Here is a 15,538-nt window from a genome sequence, read left to right as displayed (position 1 = left end):
CCTGGCCATATGTACGCGCGACGCCGCCACGCATATTTCTTCCTGATGGGCGCGTGTCTGACGCTCTTCATCTCGGCTTGGGCCTTTGTGCGTCTGTGGTCCGTCCCCGCCGCCGTCGCGATGTGCGTCGTCGCGATGGTCATCCCGCCGCTGGCCGCCATCGTCGCCAATCGCAGGGGCCCGCAGGACCGCTGGTGGGACGAGTCGGGGGACGAGGAGTCGGACCGGTGGTGGCGGGAGCTGGACGAGCACCACCACCGGCACTGAGGCGTACTGGGTCCCGGGTCAGTAGACGAGCGCCTGCACGCCGTCCGGCATGATCTCGCTCACGAAGACCTGCGCCCCCGCGATCCGCGCGCCCTCGATCAGATCCGCCTCGTCGATCTCCCGGCGCGCCGCGCACTGGCTGCACACCGTGATCGTCCCGCTCGCCAGAATGCCGCTGATCAGCTCCGGCAGCGGCGCCGCGTGCGGCAGCGAGAAGTCCGCCGCCCGGCCCGGCAGCGCGAACCACGCCGACTCGCCGGTCAGCCACAGCGAGACCTCGACCCCGCTCGCCACGGCCACCGCCGCCACCGTGAACGCCTGCGAGCACCGCTCGGGCGCGTCCGCGCCCGCCGTCACCTTGATCACGAGCTTGTTCGCCATGCCCCACAGCCTAGGCTCGCCGGTCCGGCGACTAGACTCGGTCCCGGTCCGTCATCCGTTACGAGGAGCAGCTCGTGCTTGAGGCAGTCTTCACCACCCTGTTGGTCCTGGTCATCGTGGCCAGCCTCGGTTTCGTCGGGCTCACCTGGAAGAAGCTCTACCAGGGCCAGCGCTGAGCGCTGCCGCCCCCTCGCCCCAGCCCGCCTAGCGACGGATCGTCTGAACCCATGATCGAGATTCCCTCCGACCTCCACCCGGACCTGGTGCCGCTGGCCTTCCTCCTCGGCAACTGGGAAGGCGCCGGCGTATCGGACTTCCCCGGCGCCGAGAAGTGCAACTTCGGGCAGGAAGCGACGTTCACCCACGACGGCCGCGACTTCATCGAGTACATCTCGCACACCTGGGTGCTGGACTCGGAGGGCAAGAAGGTCCGCCCGCTGGAGAGCGAGTCCGGTTACTGGCGGATCGACAAGAACCGCAAGGTCGAGGTCGTGATGATCCGCGACCAGGGCGTCGTCGAGGTCTGGTACGGCGAGCTGGCGGACGGCAAGCCGCAGATCGACCTGGCGACCGACGCCGTGGCGCGCACCTCCGCCTCCGGTCCGTACTCGGGCGGCAAGCGGCTGTACGGCTACGTCAACAGCGATCTGATGTGGGTCGGCGAGAAGGCCACCCCCGAGGTCGAGCTGCGCCCGTACATGTCCGCGCACCTGAAGAAGGTCGTCGACCCGAGGGAGTGGGCCAAGGACCTCAAGGACCTGCCGGACGACGGGATCGCCTTCTTCCGCTGAGCCGGGAGAGCCGCGGAGCCAGTGAGCTGCCGAGCCGGTGAGCCCCGTACCTTGGGGGCTCCGGCCGAGCGCGACCGCGAGGGGCTGTCATGCCGCCTACACTGGCACCGTGGCGACCACCGACTGGAAGACCGATCTGCGGGAGCGCGGCTACCGGCTGACCCCGCAACGCCAGCTCGTGCTCGAAGCCGTCGACAGCCTGGAGCACGCCACTCCGGACGACATCCTCACCGAGGTGCGCCGTACCGCGAGCGGTGTGAACATCTCCACCGTCTACCGCACGCTGGAGCTGCTGGAGGAGCTGGGGCTGGTCAGCCATGCCCATCTCGGGCACGGCGCCCCCACCTACCACCTCGCGGACCGGCACCACCACCTCCATCTGGTGTGCCGGGACTGCACGGAGGTGATCGAGGCCGATGTCTCGGTCGCCGAGTCCTTCACCCGGCAGCTGCGGTCGTCCTTCGGCTTCGACACCGACATGAAGCACTTCGCCATCTTCGGCCGCTGCGCCCGATGTTCCGCCGCGCAGCGTACGGAGGACTCCAGCACAGGCCAGGCGACCACGTCGTAGGGTGAAGCGCATGAAGAGCCCTTTGCTGTCGCTGCCCGGCGCCGTCCCCGGCGAGGGCCCCGACGAAGGCGTCGCCGCCCACTACGGCGACCTGTTCCGCGAGCAGCGCGCCCTCGCCGACGGCACCGGATTCGTGGACCTCTCGCACCGCGGTGTGGTCACGGTCACCGGTGCCGACCGGCTGAGCTGGCTGCATCTGCTGCTCACCCAGCACGTCAGCGAGCTTCCCGCCGGTGAGGCCACCGAGGCGCTGATCCTGTCCGCGCACGGCCACATCGAGCACGCGCTCTACCTCGTCGACGACGGCGAGACCACCTGGGCCCATGTGGAGCCCGGCAGCCAGGGCGATCTGATCGCGTACCTGGAGAGCATGAAGTTCTTCTACCGGGTCGAGATCGCCGACCGCACCGAGGACTACGCGGTCGTCCACCTCCCGGCGGGCAGCATCGCCGAGACTCCCGAATCCGCCGTCGCCCGCGAGACCGCGCACGGCCGCGACCTGTTCCTGCCGCGCGCCGACCTGGAGGCCTTCGCGGCGGCGAGCGGCCCGCCCGCCGGGGTGCTGGCGTACGAGGCGCTGCGCGTCGAGGCGCACCGGCCGCGGATCGGCCTGGAGACCGATCACCGGACGATCCCGCACGAGCTGGGCTGGATCGGCACCGCCGTCCATCTGCAGAAGGGCTGCTACCGCGGCCAGGAGACGGTCGCCCGGGTGCACAACCTGGGCAAGCCGCCGCGGCGGCTGGTCTTCCTGCACCTCGACGGCAGCGAGGTGAAGCTGCCGGGCCACGGCGCGCCCATACGGCTCGCAGCGGACGGCGAGGAGGGCCGTCAGCTCGGCTTCATCACCTCCTCGGCCCGCCACCACGAGCTGGGGCCGATCGCGCTCGCGCTGGTGAAGCGGAACGTACCGGTGGACGCGGCGCTGATCGCGGACACCACGGCCGCCTCCCAGGAGACGGTCGTGGAGCCGTAGCCGCGTCCTTCACACCTCGACGATCACCGTGAACGGGCCGTCGTTCGTGAGCGAGACCTTCATGTCCGCTCCGAACCGGCCCGTCTCCACTTGGGCGCCCAGCTCGCGCAGCCGCGCCACCACCTCGTCCACCAGCGGTTCGGCGACCTCGCCGGGCGCCGCCGCGTTCCAGGTGGGACGGCGCCCCTTGCGGGCGTCCCCGTACAGCGTGAACTGGCTGATGACCAGCAGCGGAGCCCCCAGGTCCGAGCAGGACTTCTCGCCCGGCAGGATGCGCACCGACCACAGCTTGCGGGCCAGTTGGGCCGCCTTCTCGGGGGTGTCGTCGTGCGTCACCCCGACCAGGACGCACAGCCCCTGACCGACGATCTCCCCGGTCGTCTCGCCGTCCACGACGACGCTCGCCCCGTCCACTCTCTGTACCACAGCACGCATACCGACCATCATGCCCTGCGCCCATCGGGGCCGATCGGGTGGACCGCCGCTGCACAGGGGCCATTCGGAGTGGCACGATGCGTGCAGGCGGTGCAGGTGGGCAGGAACTGCGGGAATGACGCATCGCTGGAGGGGACGGACAAAAATGATCACACCGGGCACCGAGCGGCCCATGGCCACCGAGAGCCCGCTGCCGGCGCGACCGCCGAGCCAGCGCGGCGGACGGCTGGCGGACGCCGCGACCGTATCGGCGACGACGGCGACGACAGGGGCGGCGGCAGCGGGGACAGGGACCATGGGCGGCCTGCGGCTGGCGGAGCTGCGCGCGCTGCGCCGCTCCGCGCAGCGCGAGGAGGCGGACCTGAGCTACGTACGCAGACTGCTGCACGGCCGGATCGACATCCTCCGCGCCGAGCTGCGCCGACGCCGCGCACCGGGGGCGGCGTGGGCGTCACCGGGGGCGGGCGGGCCACCGGACGGGCCCGCGGAGCTGGTGGAGCTGCTGCCCGAGATCCTGGCGGACGTACCGTCCCGGCACCGCACCTCGGCCCGCCATGTGACGCTCGGGACCCCGCACAGCGCGGAGTGCGAGCGGCTGGCCGAGGAGATGCTGGCCGAGGTCGGCCTGTCGGACCTCCCGGCGCGCACGGACGAGGAGCTGCACGGCGCGATGGGCCGTCTGGAGGGGTACGAGCAGCAGGTGTCCCGGCGGCGGCAGGGGCTCCAGCGCACCGCCGACCAGTGCAGCACCGAGATCGCCCGCCGGTACCGCGAGGGCGAGGCCCAGGTCGACGACCTGCTCGCGTAGTCGCCGTACCGGATATCCACAGCCTGTGGATGAAAATCCGGGTGCGACGGGCGACCACGGCCGCCTAGCGTGACCGCATGGCCGCCCACATCCGCACCTCCCTCGACGCGTCCGACATCCCCAACTACATCCGCGCGCTGCACACCGGGTTTCTGCAGTCGCCGGACGTGTCGAAGGAAGAGCTGGAGGTGCGGCGGGCGAACATCGTCCTGGACCGCACCCAGGGGGCGTTCGAGGGGGACCGCTGCGTCGCGACCTTCCGCAGCTTCGCGCAGCGGCTGACGGCGGTCGGCGGCGCGGACGTCGCGGCCGACGCGATCAGCAATGTCACCGTGTCGCCCACCCACCGCCGCCGGGGCCTGCTCAGCCGGATGATGGAGCACGATCTGCGGGCGGCCAAGGAGCGGGGGGAGGCGGTGGCCTCGCTGCTCGCCGCCGAGTACCCGATCTACGGGCGGTACGGCTTCGGCCCGGCCACCTGGGTCACCCAGTGGACGGTGGACGTCGCCCGCGCCGGACTCGATCCGCGCTACTCCGGGCCCGAGTGCGGCGGCCGGGTCGACTACGCCGACGCCGAGGAGATACGGCAGCTGGGCCCCGCCCTGCACGAGCGGCTGCGCGCCCGGCAGCACGGCTGCATCGACCGCAGCGAGCGCTGGTGGCAGCTGAACACCGGCCTGCTCCGCTTCCCGGGCGACGGCTGGACCAACGAGCCGTTCTACGTCCTCTACCGCTCCCCCGACGGCACGGTCGACGGCCTGCTCGCCTTCACCGTCGACGACCGCTGGGAGGGCAAGCGGCCGCAGGACACCGCCACGGTCCTCAGCCTGATCGGCGTCAGCCCGGCGGCCGAGCGCGCCCTGTGGCACTTCCTGTGCTCCATCGACTGGGTCCTCCACATCGCCACCGGCCACCGCGCCCCGGACGACCTGCTCCCGCTGTTCCTCGGCGACCCCCGGGCGGCCAGGACCACCACCCACGCCGACTTCCTGTGGCTGCGCCCGCTGGACGTACCCGTCCTGCTGGAGACCCGTACGTATCCGGCGTCCGGCTCACTCGTCCTCGACCTGCGCGACTCCGCCGGTCTGGCGGGCGGCCGCTACCACCTGGACGCGACCCCGGACGGCGCCACCTGCGTCCCCACCACCCGCCCGGCCGACCTGACCATGGACATCGGCGAGCTGGGCACCGTATGGCTGGGCGACGAGTCCATGACCCGCCTCACCGCCCTGGGCCGGGCCGACGAGGACCGCCCGGGTGCCGCGGCCCTGGCCGACACCCTGCTGCGCGCGTCCCGGCGGCCGTGGTGCCCGGACATGTTCTGAGCGGCTACGGGCCTGGCTAGCAGCTGGACTTGAGCAGGCGGCGGGCGCCCGCGCCCTGTTCGCCCAGCTTGTCGTAGGGGTTGGCCAGCGCGCACTTGTCGATCGACAGACAGCCGCAGCCGATGCAGTCGGTGAGGTGGTCGCGGAGGTTCTCCAGCTGCTCGATGCGCTCGGTGAGGTCCGTGCGCCAGCACTCGGAGATCCGGGACCAGTCCTCCTTGGTCAGGACGTGATCGTCGGGGAAGAGCGACAGCACCTCCCGGATCCTCGACAGCGGGATGCCGACCCGCTGCGAGGAGCGGACGAAGGCCACCCGGCGGAGCGTGTCGCGGGTGTAGCGGCGCTGGTTGCCGGAGGTGCGGCGGCTGTGGATGAGGCCCTCGCGCTCGTAGAACCGCAGCGCGGAGGCTGGGACTCCGCTGCGCTCGGAGAGATCGCCGACCGTCAGCTCGTGGGTCTTCCAGGTGAGGTGCGTCATGCTGCCGAGGGTAGCTTGACTTCAACCTTTGTTTAAGTTCGAGGCTCTTCTCATGACAACCGCGACCGCCGTTTCCACCGGCGCCCCCAGCACTTCCACCACTCCCACCACTCCCATCCGCCTCGCCGTCATCGTCGGCAGCACCCGCGAGGGCCGCTTCGGGCCCAAGGTCGCGAACTGGTTCACCGGCCGCGCCGCGCTGCGCGACGACGTGAGCGTGGACGTCATCGACCTGGCCGACACCCCGCTCCCGCCCTCCCTCACCCACCGCCCCGGCCCCGAGGACGCCTCGGCCCTGGAGGCCGTGACCCCCCGCCTGGACGCGGCGGACGCGTTCGCCGTCGTCACCCCCGAGTACAACCACAGCTATCCGGCCCCGCTGAAGAACGCGATCGACTGGCACTACAGCCAATGGCGGGCGAAGCCGGTCGGCTTCGTCAGCTACGGCGGCATGTCGGGCGGCCTGCGCGCCGTCGAGCACCTGCGGCCCGTCTTCGCCGAGGTGCACGCGGTGACCGTACGCGACACGGTCAGCTTCCACAGCGCCTGGGAGGCCTTCGGCGCGGACGGCGCGCTGACCGACCCACAGGGCCCCGACACCGCCGCCACGGTCATGCTCGACCAGCTCGTCTGGTGGGCCGACGCCCTCCGCACGGCCCGCGCGGCGCGCCCGTACGGAGGCTGAGCCGGGCCCTCAGGCCGTACGGCGGCGGAACAACGGCCCGGAGAGGGCGGCCGCGACCGCCAGGATCCCGCCGCACCAGGCCAGCGCCTGCCAGCCGCTGTCCCCCACCGGCCGGTCCAGCAGCAGCGCTCGCAGCGCCTCGATCACCGGGGTGACGGGCTGGTGGGCGGCGAAGCCGTGCAGCCAGCCCGGCATGGTGTCGATCGGCACGAAGGCGCTGCTGGGGTACGGCAGGAACATCATCAGAAAGGTGAACCCGCCCGCGGCCTCCGGGGTCCTGGCGATCAGGCCGAAGCAGGCCGAAAGCCAGGAGATGGCGAGGATGAACGCCAGCAGGATGCCCGCCACGGCCAGCCAGTCGAGCGGGCCCGCGTCCGGACGGAAGCCGATCAGGAAGGCGACGCTGAAGACCATGGTGGTCGCGACCGTGTTGCGCAGCACGCTCGCGGCCACATGACCGGCCACGAGGGCGGTACCGGAGACGTCCAGCGAGCGGAAGCGGTCGATGATGCCGCCCGCCATGTCGTCGGTGACGGTGACCGCGGTGTTCGCCGAGCCGAACCCGGCGCACAGCAGCACCACGCCGGGGACCACATAGGTCACGTACCCGGTGTCCGTACCGGTGTCGATCGCGCCGCCGAAGAAGTAGACGAAGACGAGCATCAGCAGGACGGGCAGCAGCATCGCGGTGATCACCGCGTCGAGGTTGCGCCTGCTCAGCCGGACGGCACGGCCGGTCAGGACGATCGCGTCAGACATGGGCGGTTTCCTTCCCGGCGGTCCCCTTGGGGCTGATGGCGGCCGTGGGAGCGTGGCCGGTCAGGGCCAGGAAGACGTCGTCGAGCGTGGCGCCGCGCACGGCGAACCGGCGCACGGCGCGGCGGTCGGGGTCGACCTCGTCGAGCAGCGCGCGGACGTGCGCGGCGTCCCCGTCGGTGGCGACTCCCAGCGTCAGCCGGTCGGCGTCGCTGTGCACGAGCCGTACGCCCAGGCGCCGGGCGGTCTCCCCGAACGCGTCGGCGTCGATGAGCACCAGGTCCAGCCGCTCCCCGGCGACCTGCCGCTTCAGCTCGCCGGAGGTACCCTCGGCGACCACCCGGCCGCCGTCGGCCACCGCGACGCGGTCCGCCAGCTGGTCGGCCTCCTCCAGGTACTGGGTGGTGAGGAAGACCGTCACCCCGTCGTCGGCCAGCCCCCTGACGACGTCCCACATGGCCTGGCGGCTGCGCGGGTCGAGCCCGGTCGTCGGCTCGTCCAGGAAGATCACCTCGGGTCGGCCGACCAGCCCGGCGGCGAGGTCGAGGCGGCGGCGCATACCGCCGGAGTACGTACCGGCGGTGCGGCGGGCCGCGTCGGTGAGACCGAACCGCTCCAGCAACTCCCGGGCCCGGCCCCGGGCCTCGGCGCGGCCTAAACCGGTCAGCCTCCCCATCATGCGCAGGTTCTCCTCACCGGTCTGCATCGTGTCGACCGCCGCGTACTGGCCGGTGAGGCTGATCGCACGGCGTACGCGGGCCCGGCCCGGCCCCGGACGAGGACTGGCGAACCGGGTTCACCGACTGGGCCTGGGCGCTGCGCGCCGCCTTCCACCGCAACCCCTGGGTGCTGCGCATCCCGACCAGCGCACCGCCCTCGACCCCCCACTCGGTGGCCTGGATGGAGCGCGGGCTCGCCTGCCTGCGCGATACGAACCTGAGTGAGGGTGCGAAGGTCTCCGTTCTGATGCTGGTCAGCGGCTTCGTCCGGAACGAGGCGCGGCTGTCCGCGGATCTCGCGGCGACCGCGGAACGCACCGGCGACGCCCCCGAACAGTCCATGGCGTCCTGGGCCCGGCTGCTGCGGAAGGTCACCGACGCCGAGCGCTTCCCCGCGGTGACCGCGGCCCTCGCGGTGGGCGAACTGGACGTCCCGGGCGGCCCCGACGACGAGTTCGTCTTCGGCCTGGCGCGGATCCTCGACGGCGTCGAGGCCCTGGTCCGCGCCTGACGCGCAGCGTCGGCGCTGGCCAGATCCTCACGCATCCTGGCCATCCGGCCACTCGTCGCCCTGTCGCCGCGTTGCGACGCTGGCCGGTATGAACGTGCTGTGGATATTCGCCCACCCCGAACCGCGCTCCCTCAGCGGCTCCCTGCGCGACGAGGGCCTGCGCGCCCTGCGGGAGCTGGGCCATGAGTGCCGGGTGTCCGACCTCTACGCCATGCGCTGGAACCCGGTCGTGGACGGCGCCGACTTCCGGCACGACGGCGGGGAACGCCTGATCGTCGGCGCCTCCTCGCACGACGCCTACGACACCGGGACGCTGAGCGAGGACATCCGCGCCGAGCAGGAGAAGATCGCCTGGGCCGACGCGCTGATCGTGCAGTTCCCGCTGTGGTGGTACGGGATGCCCGCCATCCTCAAGGGCTGGTTCGACCGTGTCTTCGTGAAGGGCTTCGCCTTCGGCGTCACCGGCCCCGACGGCCGCACCCTGCGCTACGGCGACGGCAAGCTGGCCGGAAAGCGCGCCATGGTCCTGCTCACCGCCGGGGCCCGCGAGGCGGGGCTCGGTCCGCGCGGCGTCAACGGCGACATCGAGCATCTGCTGTTCCCGCTCCAGCACGGGACGCTCTGGTACAGCGGCATGTCCGTCCTGCCGCCGCACGTCGTCTACGGCGCGGACCGGCTCTCCGCCGAGGAGTACCAGGGTGCCGCCGCCGCGCTGCGGGGACGGCTCGCCACGCTGCCGACCGCCGACCCGATCCCCTTCCGCCGCCAGAACGGCGGGGACTACGACGAGAACCTGGTGCTGCGGTCCGACGTCATGCCGGGGCACTCCGGTCTGGCGGTGCACTACGCAGCTCCAGCCGCCAGTCGTTGCACCGGATGAGGGAGCCCACCGGGTATTCGAGGTCGCACTCGCCGAGCAGCGTGAACCCGGCCTTGCGGCACACCCCGTTCGACGCGGGGTGGCCGACCGACGGATAGGCGTGCAGATGGCGGTGGACGCCCTCCGCGGCGGCGGCGCGCGCGACCTCCCGGGCGGCCGCCGCCGCGATGCCCCGGCCCTGATGCCGCGGCAGCACGCCCCAGCCCGTCTCGTAGACCGTCTCCCCGCACCACTCCCGCTCCCAGAAGCCGATGACGCCCACCACCTCGGCCTCCCGCGCCAGCACGATCCGGTACATCCGGCCGCCGCCCCGCCCGGGCAGCTCCGCGTAACGCCGATGGCGCGCCGCCACCTGCTCCTCGGTCTCCGGCCCGCCCAGGTGCTTCATCATCTCCGGGCTGTTGTTGCGCCGCAGCAGCTCGAGGTGGGACGGGGTGTCCGCCCACGGCTCCAGCCGTACCCCCACCACACCGCTCCCCTGAGACATCCGCCGCCTCCCGCCGTCGCGTCGTCCTCCCTCATTCGACCACGGGGGTACGACAACGGGCCGGTGGCAAATACTGCGACCGGTTCCGCGCCCGTGCGCTAATGTCCCGACATCGATCAGGAACGAACACAAGTTCCATAAGGGGTGGGGTATATGAGCATTCTCGTACGCACCGGACCGGACGCCAGACGCGCCAGAGCGGGGGCCGCGGTGCTCGCCGCCGCACTGCTGTGCGCCGGGGCGGTGGGGTGCGGCTCGCCGGATTCCGGCGGCGGCAAGCGCGCGCACCGGGCGGCGAAGGAGCCGCGCATGGCACCGGCGGCGGCCGTGCGGGCGGCGGCGAAGAAGACGGACAAGCTGACCTCGTTCCGCTACCGGATGACCGGCCAGACCCTGGACGAGGGGCCCATCGAGGGCGAGGGCGCGATGGCCTTCGACCCGCCCGTGGCCCGGCTCAAGATGCGCTCGCTCAACGAGGGCAAGGGCGAGGCGGGGACGGTGGAGTACCGGTTCACCGGCGGCGTGATGTACGTCGGCGGCGGCGCGGTGGCCGCCGGGCTCGGCAGCGGCGACAGCGACGTCCCCGAGCTGGACGGCAAGCGCTGGTTCGCGCTGGACGCCTCGGAGATGAAGAAGCGCGGGTCCGCTTCCCAGGGCGCGGGGGCGCTCACGGGCCGGGCGAAGACCAATCCGGCCGACGAGTCCGCCTTCCTCTCCGACGCCGACGATCTGCGGCGGATCGGCAGCGAGACCATCGGCGGCGTCCGCACCACCCACTACCGCGGCACGATCACCGTCGACCAGATGCGCGCGAGCCTCGAGGACGGGACGTCCGCGAAGCGCGAGAGCCGTGAAGAGACCCTCAGGACATACGAGGAGGCGGGCATCGACCACCTGAACATGGACATGTGGATCGACCCGGAAAGCCACACCAAGCGGTTCCGCATGCGCGGCGACGCCGACAAGGGCCGACTCGACGTGACGATGACCTTCCTGGACATGAACAAGCCGGTCACCGTGCAGGCCCCGCCCGCGAGCGAGACCCTGAACCTGTCCGACCTGGCCCCGGGCACCCGGAGCTGACACCGGGCGTGCCGCGCGGCGGCCCGGCGTCACGTGGCACACGCCACTCTTGCAAGCATCTTGCTTGCAATAGTTAGCACTCCTGGTGCAGCATCGAAGACATGGCATCACTGAACGTCGGCAACCTCGGCGACTTCCTGCGGGAGCAGCGGCGCAGTGCCCAGCTCTCGCTGCGGCAGCTGGCCGACGCCGCCGGGGTGTCCAACCCGTACCTCAGCCAGATCGAGCGCGGTCTGCGCAAGCCGAGCGCGGAGATCCTCCAGCAGCTCGCGAAGGCGCTGCGGATATCCGCCGAGACCCTGTACGTACAGGCGGGGATCCTCGATGAGCGCGATCGGGAGGAGACCGAGGTGCGCAGCGTGATACTCGCCGATCCCACGATCAACGAGCGGCAGAAGCAGGTGCTGCTCCAGATCTACGACTCCTTCCGCAAGGAGAACGGACACGGGACCACTTCGGACGACACCCCCGTCGCCGACGCCGACGTCGCCACACCCTCGAACTGATCCGGGAGGACCAGCACCATGGCCATCACCGACGACGTACGCAAGACGCTCACCGACCCGACCCCGCTCTACTTCGTGGCGGGCACGGCCGACCTCGCCGCCCAGAAGCTCAGGGAGGTGCCGACGCTGGTCGAGAAGATCGTCGCGGAGGCCCCCGATCGCTTCAACGCGGTGCGCAACACCGACCCGAAGGCCGTCCAGGACCGGGTCACCCAGCAGGCGAAGGACGCCCAGGGCAAGCTGAACGAGGTGCTGGGCTCCCTGGACACCGACCTCAAGCGGCTCCGGGACTCGGCGCAGGACCTCGCCCTCCAGGGCGTCGGCCGCGCCGCCGAGCTGGCCGTCAAGGCGCGGGAGCGGTACGACGAGGTCGCCGAGCACGGCCAGGAGGTCGTGAAGACCTGGCGCGGCGAGGCGGCCGACGAGGTCGTCGACATCGCCTCGGCGATCGAGCCGACGGAGGAGAAGAGCCAGCCGAAGGCACCGGCCCAGCCGGTCGCGGTGGACTCCTCCAAGGAGGCCCCGAAGGCCACGGCCAAGCCGGTCGCCCCGGTCAAGAAGACCCCGGCCAAGAAGACCGCCACCGCCAAGAAGACGGACCCCAAGCCGTCCCACTGACGTCACGGTTTTGTCGGGGGCGCACAAAGGGGCCGGGTACGCGCATGGCGTGCCCGGCCCCGTCAGCGGGTACGGTGGCCCGTAACGCTCATCCCTCTTCTTTCTCTCAGCGTCTCTTCTAGGCGGTGGACAGCGTGCTGGTGCAAGGTTTCGGCGAGTTGCTGTACTGGGTCTCCTGGGGCCTTCTCCTGTTCAGCCTGTTCGCCTTCGTCGACTCGGTGATCCGCCGGCAGGACGCCTACCGGGCCGCGGACAAGCAGACCAAGCCGTTCTGGATGATCATCCTGGGGCTCGCGGCCGTGGTGAACTTCTTCATGGGCATCATGAGCTTCCTGCCGATCATCGGGCTGATCGCGACGATCGTGTACATGGTCGACGTACGCCCGGCGCTGCGGCAGATCTCCGGCGGTGGCCGCGGCTGGCCCGGCGGCGGCCGCGGCTCCAGCTCGGACGGGCCGTACGGGCCCTACAACGGCGGCCGCTGAGCGCGCGGCGCCGCAGAGCGCCTCAGCCGCGGTCCGCCACAGAGCGCCTCAGCCGCGGTCCAGCAGGAGCACGGCCAGGTCGTCCGTCAGCTCGCCGCCGTTCAGCGCGCGCACCTCGGTGACCGTGGCGTCCAGCAGCTCCTCGCCGCGCAGCCCGGTCGCCATCTGACGGGCGACGATCTCGACCATTCCCTCCTGGCCGAGCCGCTGCACCCCGGCCCCGACGCGGCCCTCGATCAGCCCGTCGGTGTACATCATCAGGCTCCAGGCGCCGCCCAGCTCGACCTGGCGGCGCGGCCAGCGGGCGTGCGGCAGCAGGCCCAGCGCGGGACCGTTCTCGTCCGTGGGCAGCAGCCGGGGCGCCATTCCGGGCCGTACGGCCAGCGGTGAGGGGTGCCCGGCGAGGCAGACCCCGGCCCGCCTGCCGTCCGGGGCGATGTCGACGGTGCACAACGTCGCGAAGATCTCGTCGTCCGGGCGCTCGTTCTCCAGCACCTGCTGCAGGGTGCCGAGCAGCTGGTCGCCGCAGAGCCCGGCGAAGGTCAGGGCGCGCCAGGCGATCCGCAGCTCCACGCCGAGGGCGGCCTCGTCGGGGCCGTGGCCGCAGACGTCGCCGATCATCGCGTGCACGGTGCCGTCCGGGGTGCGGACGGTGTCGTAGAAATCGCCGCCGAGCAGGGCCCGGCTGCGGCCGGGCCGGTAGCGGGCGGCGAAGCGCAGCCCGGAGCCCTGGAGCAGCGGGGTGGGGAGCAGTCCGCGCTCCAGCCGGGCGTTCTCCTGGGCGCGCAGCCGGGACTCGGTGAGCTGGCGCTGCGCGAGGTCGGAGCGTTTTCGCTCGACCGCGTACCGGATGGCGCGGCTGAGGATGCGGCCGTCCAGCTCGCCGCGGAAGAGGAAGTCCTGCGCCCCGACCCGGACCGCCTCGGCGGCGCGCTCGGCGTCGTCCTCGGCGGTGAGGACCAGGACGGCCTGGGTGGGCGCGAGCTTCAGTACGGAGCGCAGCGTGTCGAGCGCGTCCTCCGCCTCGTGCTCGGGGCCGGGCAGGGCCAGGTCGAGCAGGATGCACTGCACCCCGTCGGTGAGCAGCCGGGAGGCCTCGGTGAGGTTACGGGCCGTACGGATACGGACCCGGTTGCCCTCGGTGTCCAGCATCTCGGGGACGTTGAAGGCGCCGGCCGGATCGTCCTCGATCACCAGCAGGGTGAGCCCGCTGTCGGGCAGGGCGGCCGGCCGGACCTCGGTGGCCAGTGCCTCCCGCTGCCTCGGCACGGGTACGGACATCGCTCGATTCCTTCCCTCCCCCCGAGGGCGCGGCGCCCGCCGCCGACCGGCGGACCGCACGAACCGGCTCACACACCGATTGGTCGGTTTCAGGGCGTGGAAGCCGGATGCTGCCAGCCGACTTTAGCGCCCGGTCCGGGCCCCGTGGAATGACCTCCCGGACGCCACTTTCGTCATATGCCCCACGTCCTGGGCGACTTGGGGAAATCCGGGCAGGCGCTGGGATGACAAACGTCACGCGAACTCGTCGCCCTTTTGTGGAACCGCACACGGATGTCGCGACGCGCGCCCCAACCACACCGGGGCGGGGTGGACATACCAGGCGAATAGCGCCTGATGCGCGAAATCGTTCCGAATCAGGAGCCGTCCGGGCGCACCACGCCCAGGATCGGCATCGACCCCGCCCCCGCCAGGGTGACCTGGCGGCCCGGGCGCGGGGCGTGGACGATCGCGCCGTCGCCCACGTACATCCCCACGTGGCTGGCGTCCTTGAAGTAGATGACCAGGTCACCGGGGCGCATCCGCGCGGTGTCCACCTTCGGCAGCAGCCGCCACTGCTCCTGCGAGGTCCGGGGGATGGACCGCCCGGCCGTGGCCCAGGCCCGCTGAGTCAGCCCCGAGCAGTCGTAGCCGTCCGGGCCCACGGCGCCCCATACGTAGGACTTGCCGATCTGGGCCGTCGCGAAATCGATCGCGCGACGCCCGACGGAGCTTGAGCGTCCGCCAACGTCCCGCAATATGCCGGTCTTGAGCCATTTCGCCTGGGATGCCCGGTCCCGCTCCTCCTGAAGCCGCCGCAGCCGGTCCCGCTCCTTGCCCTCCAGCCGCGACTCCAGCCGCCGGGCCCGGGCGAGCTTCTCGGTGATCTCCTTCTTTGCCGCCGCCTTCCTCGCCCGGCTCCGGTCGAGCCGCTCCCACTCCTGGGAGGCGGACGCGGCGTACCGGTCGAGCGCCGCCTGGGTGCGCTCCAGCCGGTTCATCAGCCCGCGGGCCGCCTTCTCGCCCTTGCGCGCGAGGGTGAAGCCGTCGAGGACGTCGCCGGGGTCGTCATTCAGCAGCACCCGCGCCTCGGGCGGCAGCCCGCCGCCGCGGTACTGGGCCCGCGCCAGCGCCCCGGCGCGCTCCCGTAACCCGGCCATCTCCCGCTGCGCCTTCACCACGGCCCGCGCGATCCTCACGATCGACTTCTCCTGGCGCGTCTGTTTCTCCCGCGCCAGGTTGTACGCGTCGGTGGCTGATTCCGCTTGCCGGTAGAGACCGTTCACGTCCGAGCGGACCTTCTCCAGCCGTCCGGCGCCGGACGCGCCGCCACCGGCACCGCCCGGCGTCGGCTCCGGTTCGCCCGGCGCCGCGTACGCCGGTCCCGGCGCGGCCGACGCTCCCAGCGCACAGACGAGCGCGGCGGCCACGGCGGCGCCCGCACCCCTCCCTCTCCCATCCCGACTCACCCCACCGGCCTCCTCTCGTCCAGGTAGGGACGGATAGTGACATGCCG

At 71.9% G+C, this 15,538-nt stretch carries 20 protein-coding genes and 1 pseudogene; 13 read left to right on the top strand and 8 right to left on the bottom strand.

Going from position 1 to position 15,538, the window contains the following annotated elements:
• The first annotated feature begins 9 nt into the window (after positions 1-9).
• Positions 10-267 (top strand): DUF3099 domain-containing protein, encoded by a 258-nt coding sequence (locus tag ACZ6CL_RS34345; protein ID WP_468943180.1) that lies wholly within the window; start codon positions 10-12, stop codon positions 265-267.
• 18 nt (positions 268-285) lie between these two features.
• Here the strand turns inward: ACZ6CL_RS34345 and ACZ6CL_RS34340 are convergent, their stop codons facing one another.
• Positions 286-648, bottom strand: a complete 363-nt coding sequence (locus ACZ6CL_RS34340) for a DsrE family protein (RefSeq protein ID WP_385446768.1) — start codon at positions 646-648, stop codon at positions 286-288.
• 227 nt (positions 649-875) lie between these two features.
• Here ACZ6CL_RS34340 and ACZ6CL_RS34335 point away from each other — a divergent pair, with 227 nt between their 5' ends.
• The 3 genes from ACZ6CL_RS34335 to ygfZ all read left to right on the top strand — a co-directional run bounded on the left by ACZ6CL_RS34335 (position 876) and on the right by ygfZ (position 2,986).
• Positions 876-1,439, top strand: a complete 564-nt coding sequence (locus ACZ6CL_RS34335; protein ID WP_468943177.1) for a heme-binding beta-barrel domain-containing protein — start codon at positions 876-878, stop codon at positions 1,437-1,439.
• A gap of 109 nt (positions 1,440-1,548) precedes the next feature.
• Positions 1,549-2,010 (top strand): Fur family transcriptional regulator, encoded by a 462-nt coding sequence (locus ACZ6CL_RS34330; protein WP_468943175.1) that lies wholly within the window; start codon positions 1,549-1,551, stop codon positions 2,008-2,010.
• 10 nt (positions 2,011-2,020) lie between these two features.
• Positions 2,021-2,986, top strand: a complete 966-nt coding sequence (ygfZ, locus tag ACZ6CL_RS34325; RefSeq protein ID WP_468943173.1) for a CAF17-like 4Fe-4S cluster assembly/insertion protein YgfZ — start codon at positions 2,021-2,023, stop codon at positions 2,984-2,986.
• 9 nt (positions 2,987-2,995) lie between these two features.
• On the opposite strand, the gene dtd is transcribed toward ygfZ, so the two are convergent.
• On the bottom strand, positions 2,996-3,421 hold the full coding sequence (gene dtd, locus ACZ6CL_RS34320; RefSeq protein WP_055557286.1) for a D-aminoacyl-tRNA deacylase: 426 nt from the start codon (positions 3,419-3,421) through the stop codon (positions 2,996-2,998).
• Between the two features lie 145 nt (positions 3,422-3,566).
• Here dtd and ACZ6CL_RS34315 point away from each other — a divergent pair, with 145 nt between their 5' ends.
• Together ACZ6CL_RS34315 and ACZ6CL_RS34310 are read left to right on the top strand one after the other, a co-directional pair.
• Positions 3,567-4,229 carry an RsiG family protein gene (locus ACZ6CL_RS34315; RefSeq protein ID WP_468943170.1) on the top strand — a complete coding sequence of 221 codons (663 nt, stop codon included), beginning with the start codon at positions 3,567-3,569 and terminating at the stop codon, positions 4,227-4,229.
• Between the two features lie 77 nt (positions 4,230-4,306).
• The gene (locus ACZ6CL_RS34310; RefSeq protein WP_468943167.1) at positions 4,307-5,554 is read left to right on the top strand and encodes a GNAT family N-acetyltransferase; all 1,248 of its coding nucleotides are present in this window, start codon (positions 4,307-4,309) and stop codon (positions 5,552-5,554) included.
• Positions 5,555-5,570: 16 nt separating this feature from the next.
• Here the strand turns inward: ACZ6CL_RS34310 and soxR are convergent, their stop codons facing one another.
• Positions 5,571-6,032 (bottom strand): redox-sensitive transcriptional activator SoxR, encoded by a 462-nt coding sequence (gene soxR, locus ACZ6CL_RS34305; RefSeq protein ID WP_468943165.1) that lies wholly within the window; start codon positions 6,030-6,032, stop codon positions 5,571-5,573.
• A 52-nt stretch (positions 6,033-6,084) separates the two neighbouring features.
• Here soxR and ACZ6CL_RS34300 point away from each other — a divergent pair, with 52 nt between their 5' ends.
• Complete coding sequence (locus tag ACZ6CL_RS34300) at positions 6,085-6,717, top strand: NADPH-dependent FMN reductase (protein WP_468943162.1); 633 nt, start codon at positions 6,085-6,087, stop codon at positions 6,715-6,717.
• A 9-nt stretch (positions 6,718-6,726) separates the two neighbouring features.
• Here ACZ6CL_RS34300 and ACZ6CL_RS34295 read toward each other — a convergent pair whose 3' ends face one another.
• A complete protein-coding gene (locus tag ACZ6CL_RS34295) occupies positions 6,727-7,476 on the bottom strand; it encodes an ABC transporter permease (RefSeq protein ID WP_468943160.1) in 750 nt (249 codons plus the stop codon).
• Positions 7,469-8,236 (bottom strand): annotated as a pseudogene (locus tag ACZ6CL_RS34290) (ATP-binding cassette domain-containing protein); the annotation flags it as partial. The gene ACZ6CL_RS34295 and the pseudogene ACZ6CL_RS34290, both read right to left, overlap by 8 nt.
• Positions 8,237-8,289: 53 nt before the next feature.
• Between ACZ6CL_RS34290 and ACZ6CL_RS34285 the strand changes: the two are divergent.
• Together ACZ6CL_RS34285 and ACZ6CL_RS34280 are read left to right on the top strand one after the other, a co-directional pair.
• A complete protein-coding gene (locus ACZ6CL_RS34285; RefSeq protein ID WP_468943289.1) occupies positions 8,290-8,703 on the top strand; it encodes a TetR/AcrR family transcriptional regulator C-terminal domain-containing protein in 414 nt (137 codons plus the stop codon).
• A gap of 88 nt (positions 8,704-8,791) precedes the next feature.
• Positions 8,792-9,583, top strand: coding sequence for an NAD(P)H-dependent oxidoreductase (locus ACZ6CL_RS34280; RefSeq protein ID WP_468943158.1), 792 nt, complete (start codon positions 8,792-8,794; stop codon positions 9,581-9,583).
• On the opposite strand, the gene ACZ6CL_RS34275 is transcribed toward ACZ6CL_RS34280, so the two are convergent.
• Positions 9,516-10,070, bottom strand: coding sequence for a GNAT family N-acetyltransferase (locus ACZ6CL_RS34275; RefSeq protein WP_468943155.1), 555 nt, complete (start codon positions 10,068-10,070; stop codon positions 9,516-9,518). The genes ACZ6CL_RS34280 and ACZ6CL_RS34275 overlap by 68 nt on opposite strands.
• Before the next feature lie 153 nt (positions 10,071-10,223).
• Between ACZ6CL_RS34275 and ACZ6CL_RS34270 the strand changes: the two genes are divergently transcribed.
• From ACZ6CL_RS34270 to ACZ6CL_RS34255, 4 genes are all read left to right on the top strand, one after another.
• Positions 10,224-11,153: an SCO4651 family lipoprotein gene (locus ACZ6CL_RS34270; RefSeq protein ID WP_468943153.1), complete on the top strand. Its 930-nt coding sequence runs from the start codon at positions 10,224-10,226 to the stop codon at positions 11,151-11,153.
• A gap of 101 nt (positions 11,154-11,254) precedes the next feature.
• On the top strand, positions 11,255-11,659 hold the full coding sequence (locus ACZ6CL_RS34265; RefSeq protein WP_468943150.1) for a helix-turn-helix domain-containing protein: 405 nt from the start codon (positions 11,255-11,257) through the stop codon (positions 11,657-11,659).
• Positions 11,660-11,677: 18 nt separating this feature from the next.
• On the top strand, positions 11,678-12,277 hold the full coding sequence (locus ACZ6CL_RS34260) for a hypothetical protein (protein ID WP_468943147.1): 600 nt from the start codon (positions 11,678-11,680) through the stop codon (positions 12,275-12,277).
• A 134-nt stretch (positions 12,278-12,411) separates the two neighbouring features.
• Positions 12,412-12,762, top strand: a complete 351-nt coding sequence (locus ACZ6CL_RS34255; RefSeq protein WP_468943145.1) for a DUF2516 family protein — start codon at positions 12,412-12,414, stop codon at positions 12,760-12,762.
• Positions 12,763-12,810: 48 nt separating this feature from the next.
• Here the strand turns inward: ACZ6CL_RS34255 and ACZ6CL_RS34250 are convergent, their stop codons facing one another.
• Positions 12,811-14,043, bottom strand: coding sequence for a PP2C family protein-serine/threonine phosphatase (locus tag ACZ6CL_RS34250; RefSeq protein ID WP_450882695.1), 1,233 nt, complete (start codon positions 14,041-14,043; stop codon positions 12,811-12,813).
• A 356-nt stretch (positions 14,044-14,399) separates the two neighbouring features.
• Positions 14,400-15,452, bottom strand: coding sequence for a C40 family peptidase (locus tag ACZ6CL_RS34245; RefSeq protein ID WP_468943143.1), 1,053 nt, complete (start codon positions 15,450-15,452; stop codon positions 14,400-14,402).
• Positions 15,453-15,538 lie beyond the last annotated feature (86 nt).

The organism is Streptomyces sp. NPDC041200 (assembly GCF_055591805.1).
This window is presented reverse-complemented; position numbering and strand designations above follow the sequence as displayed.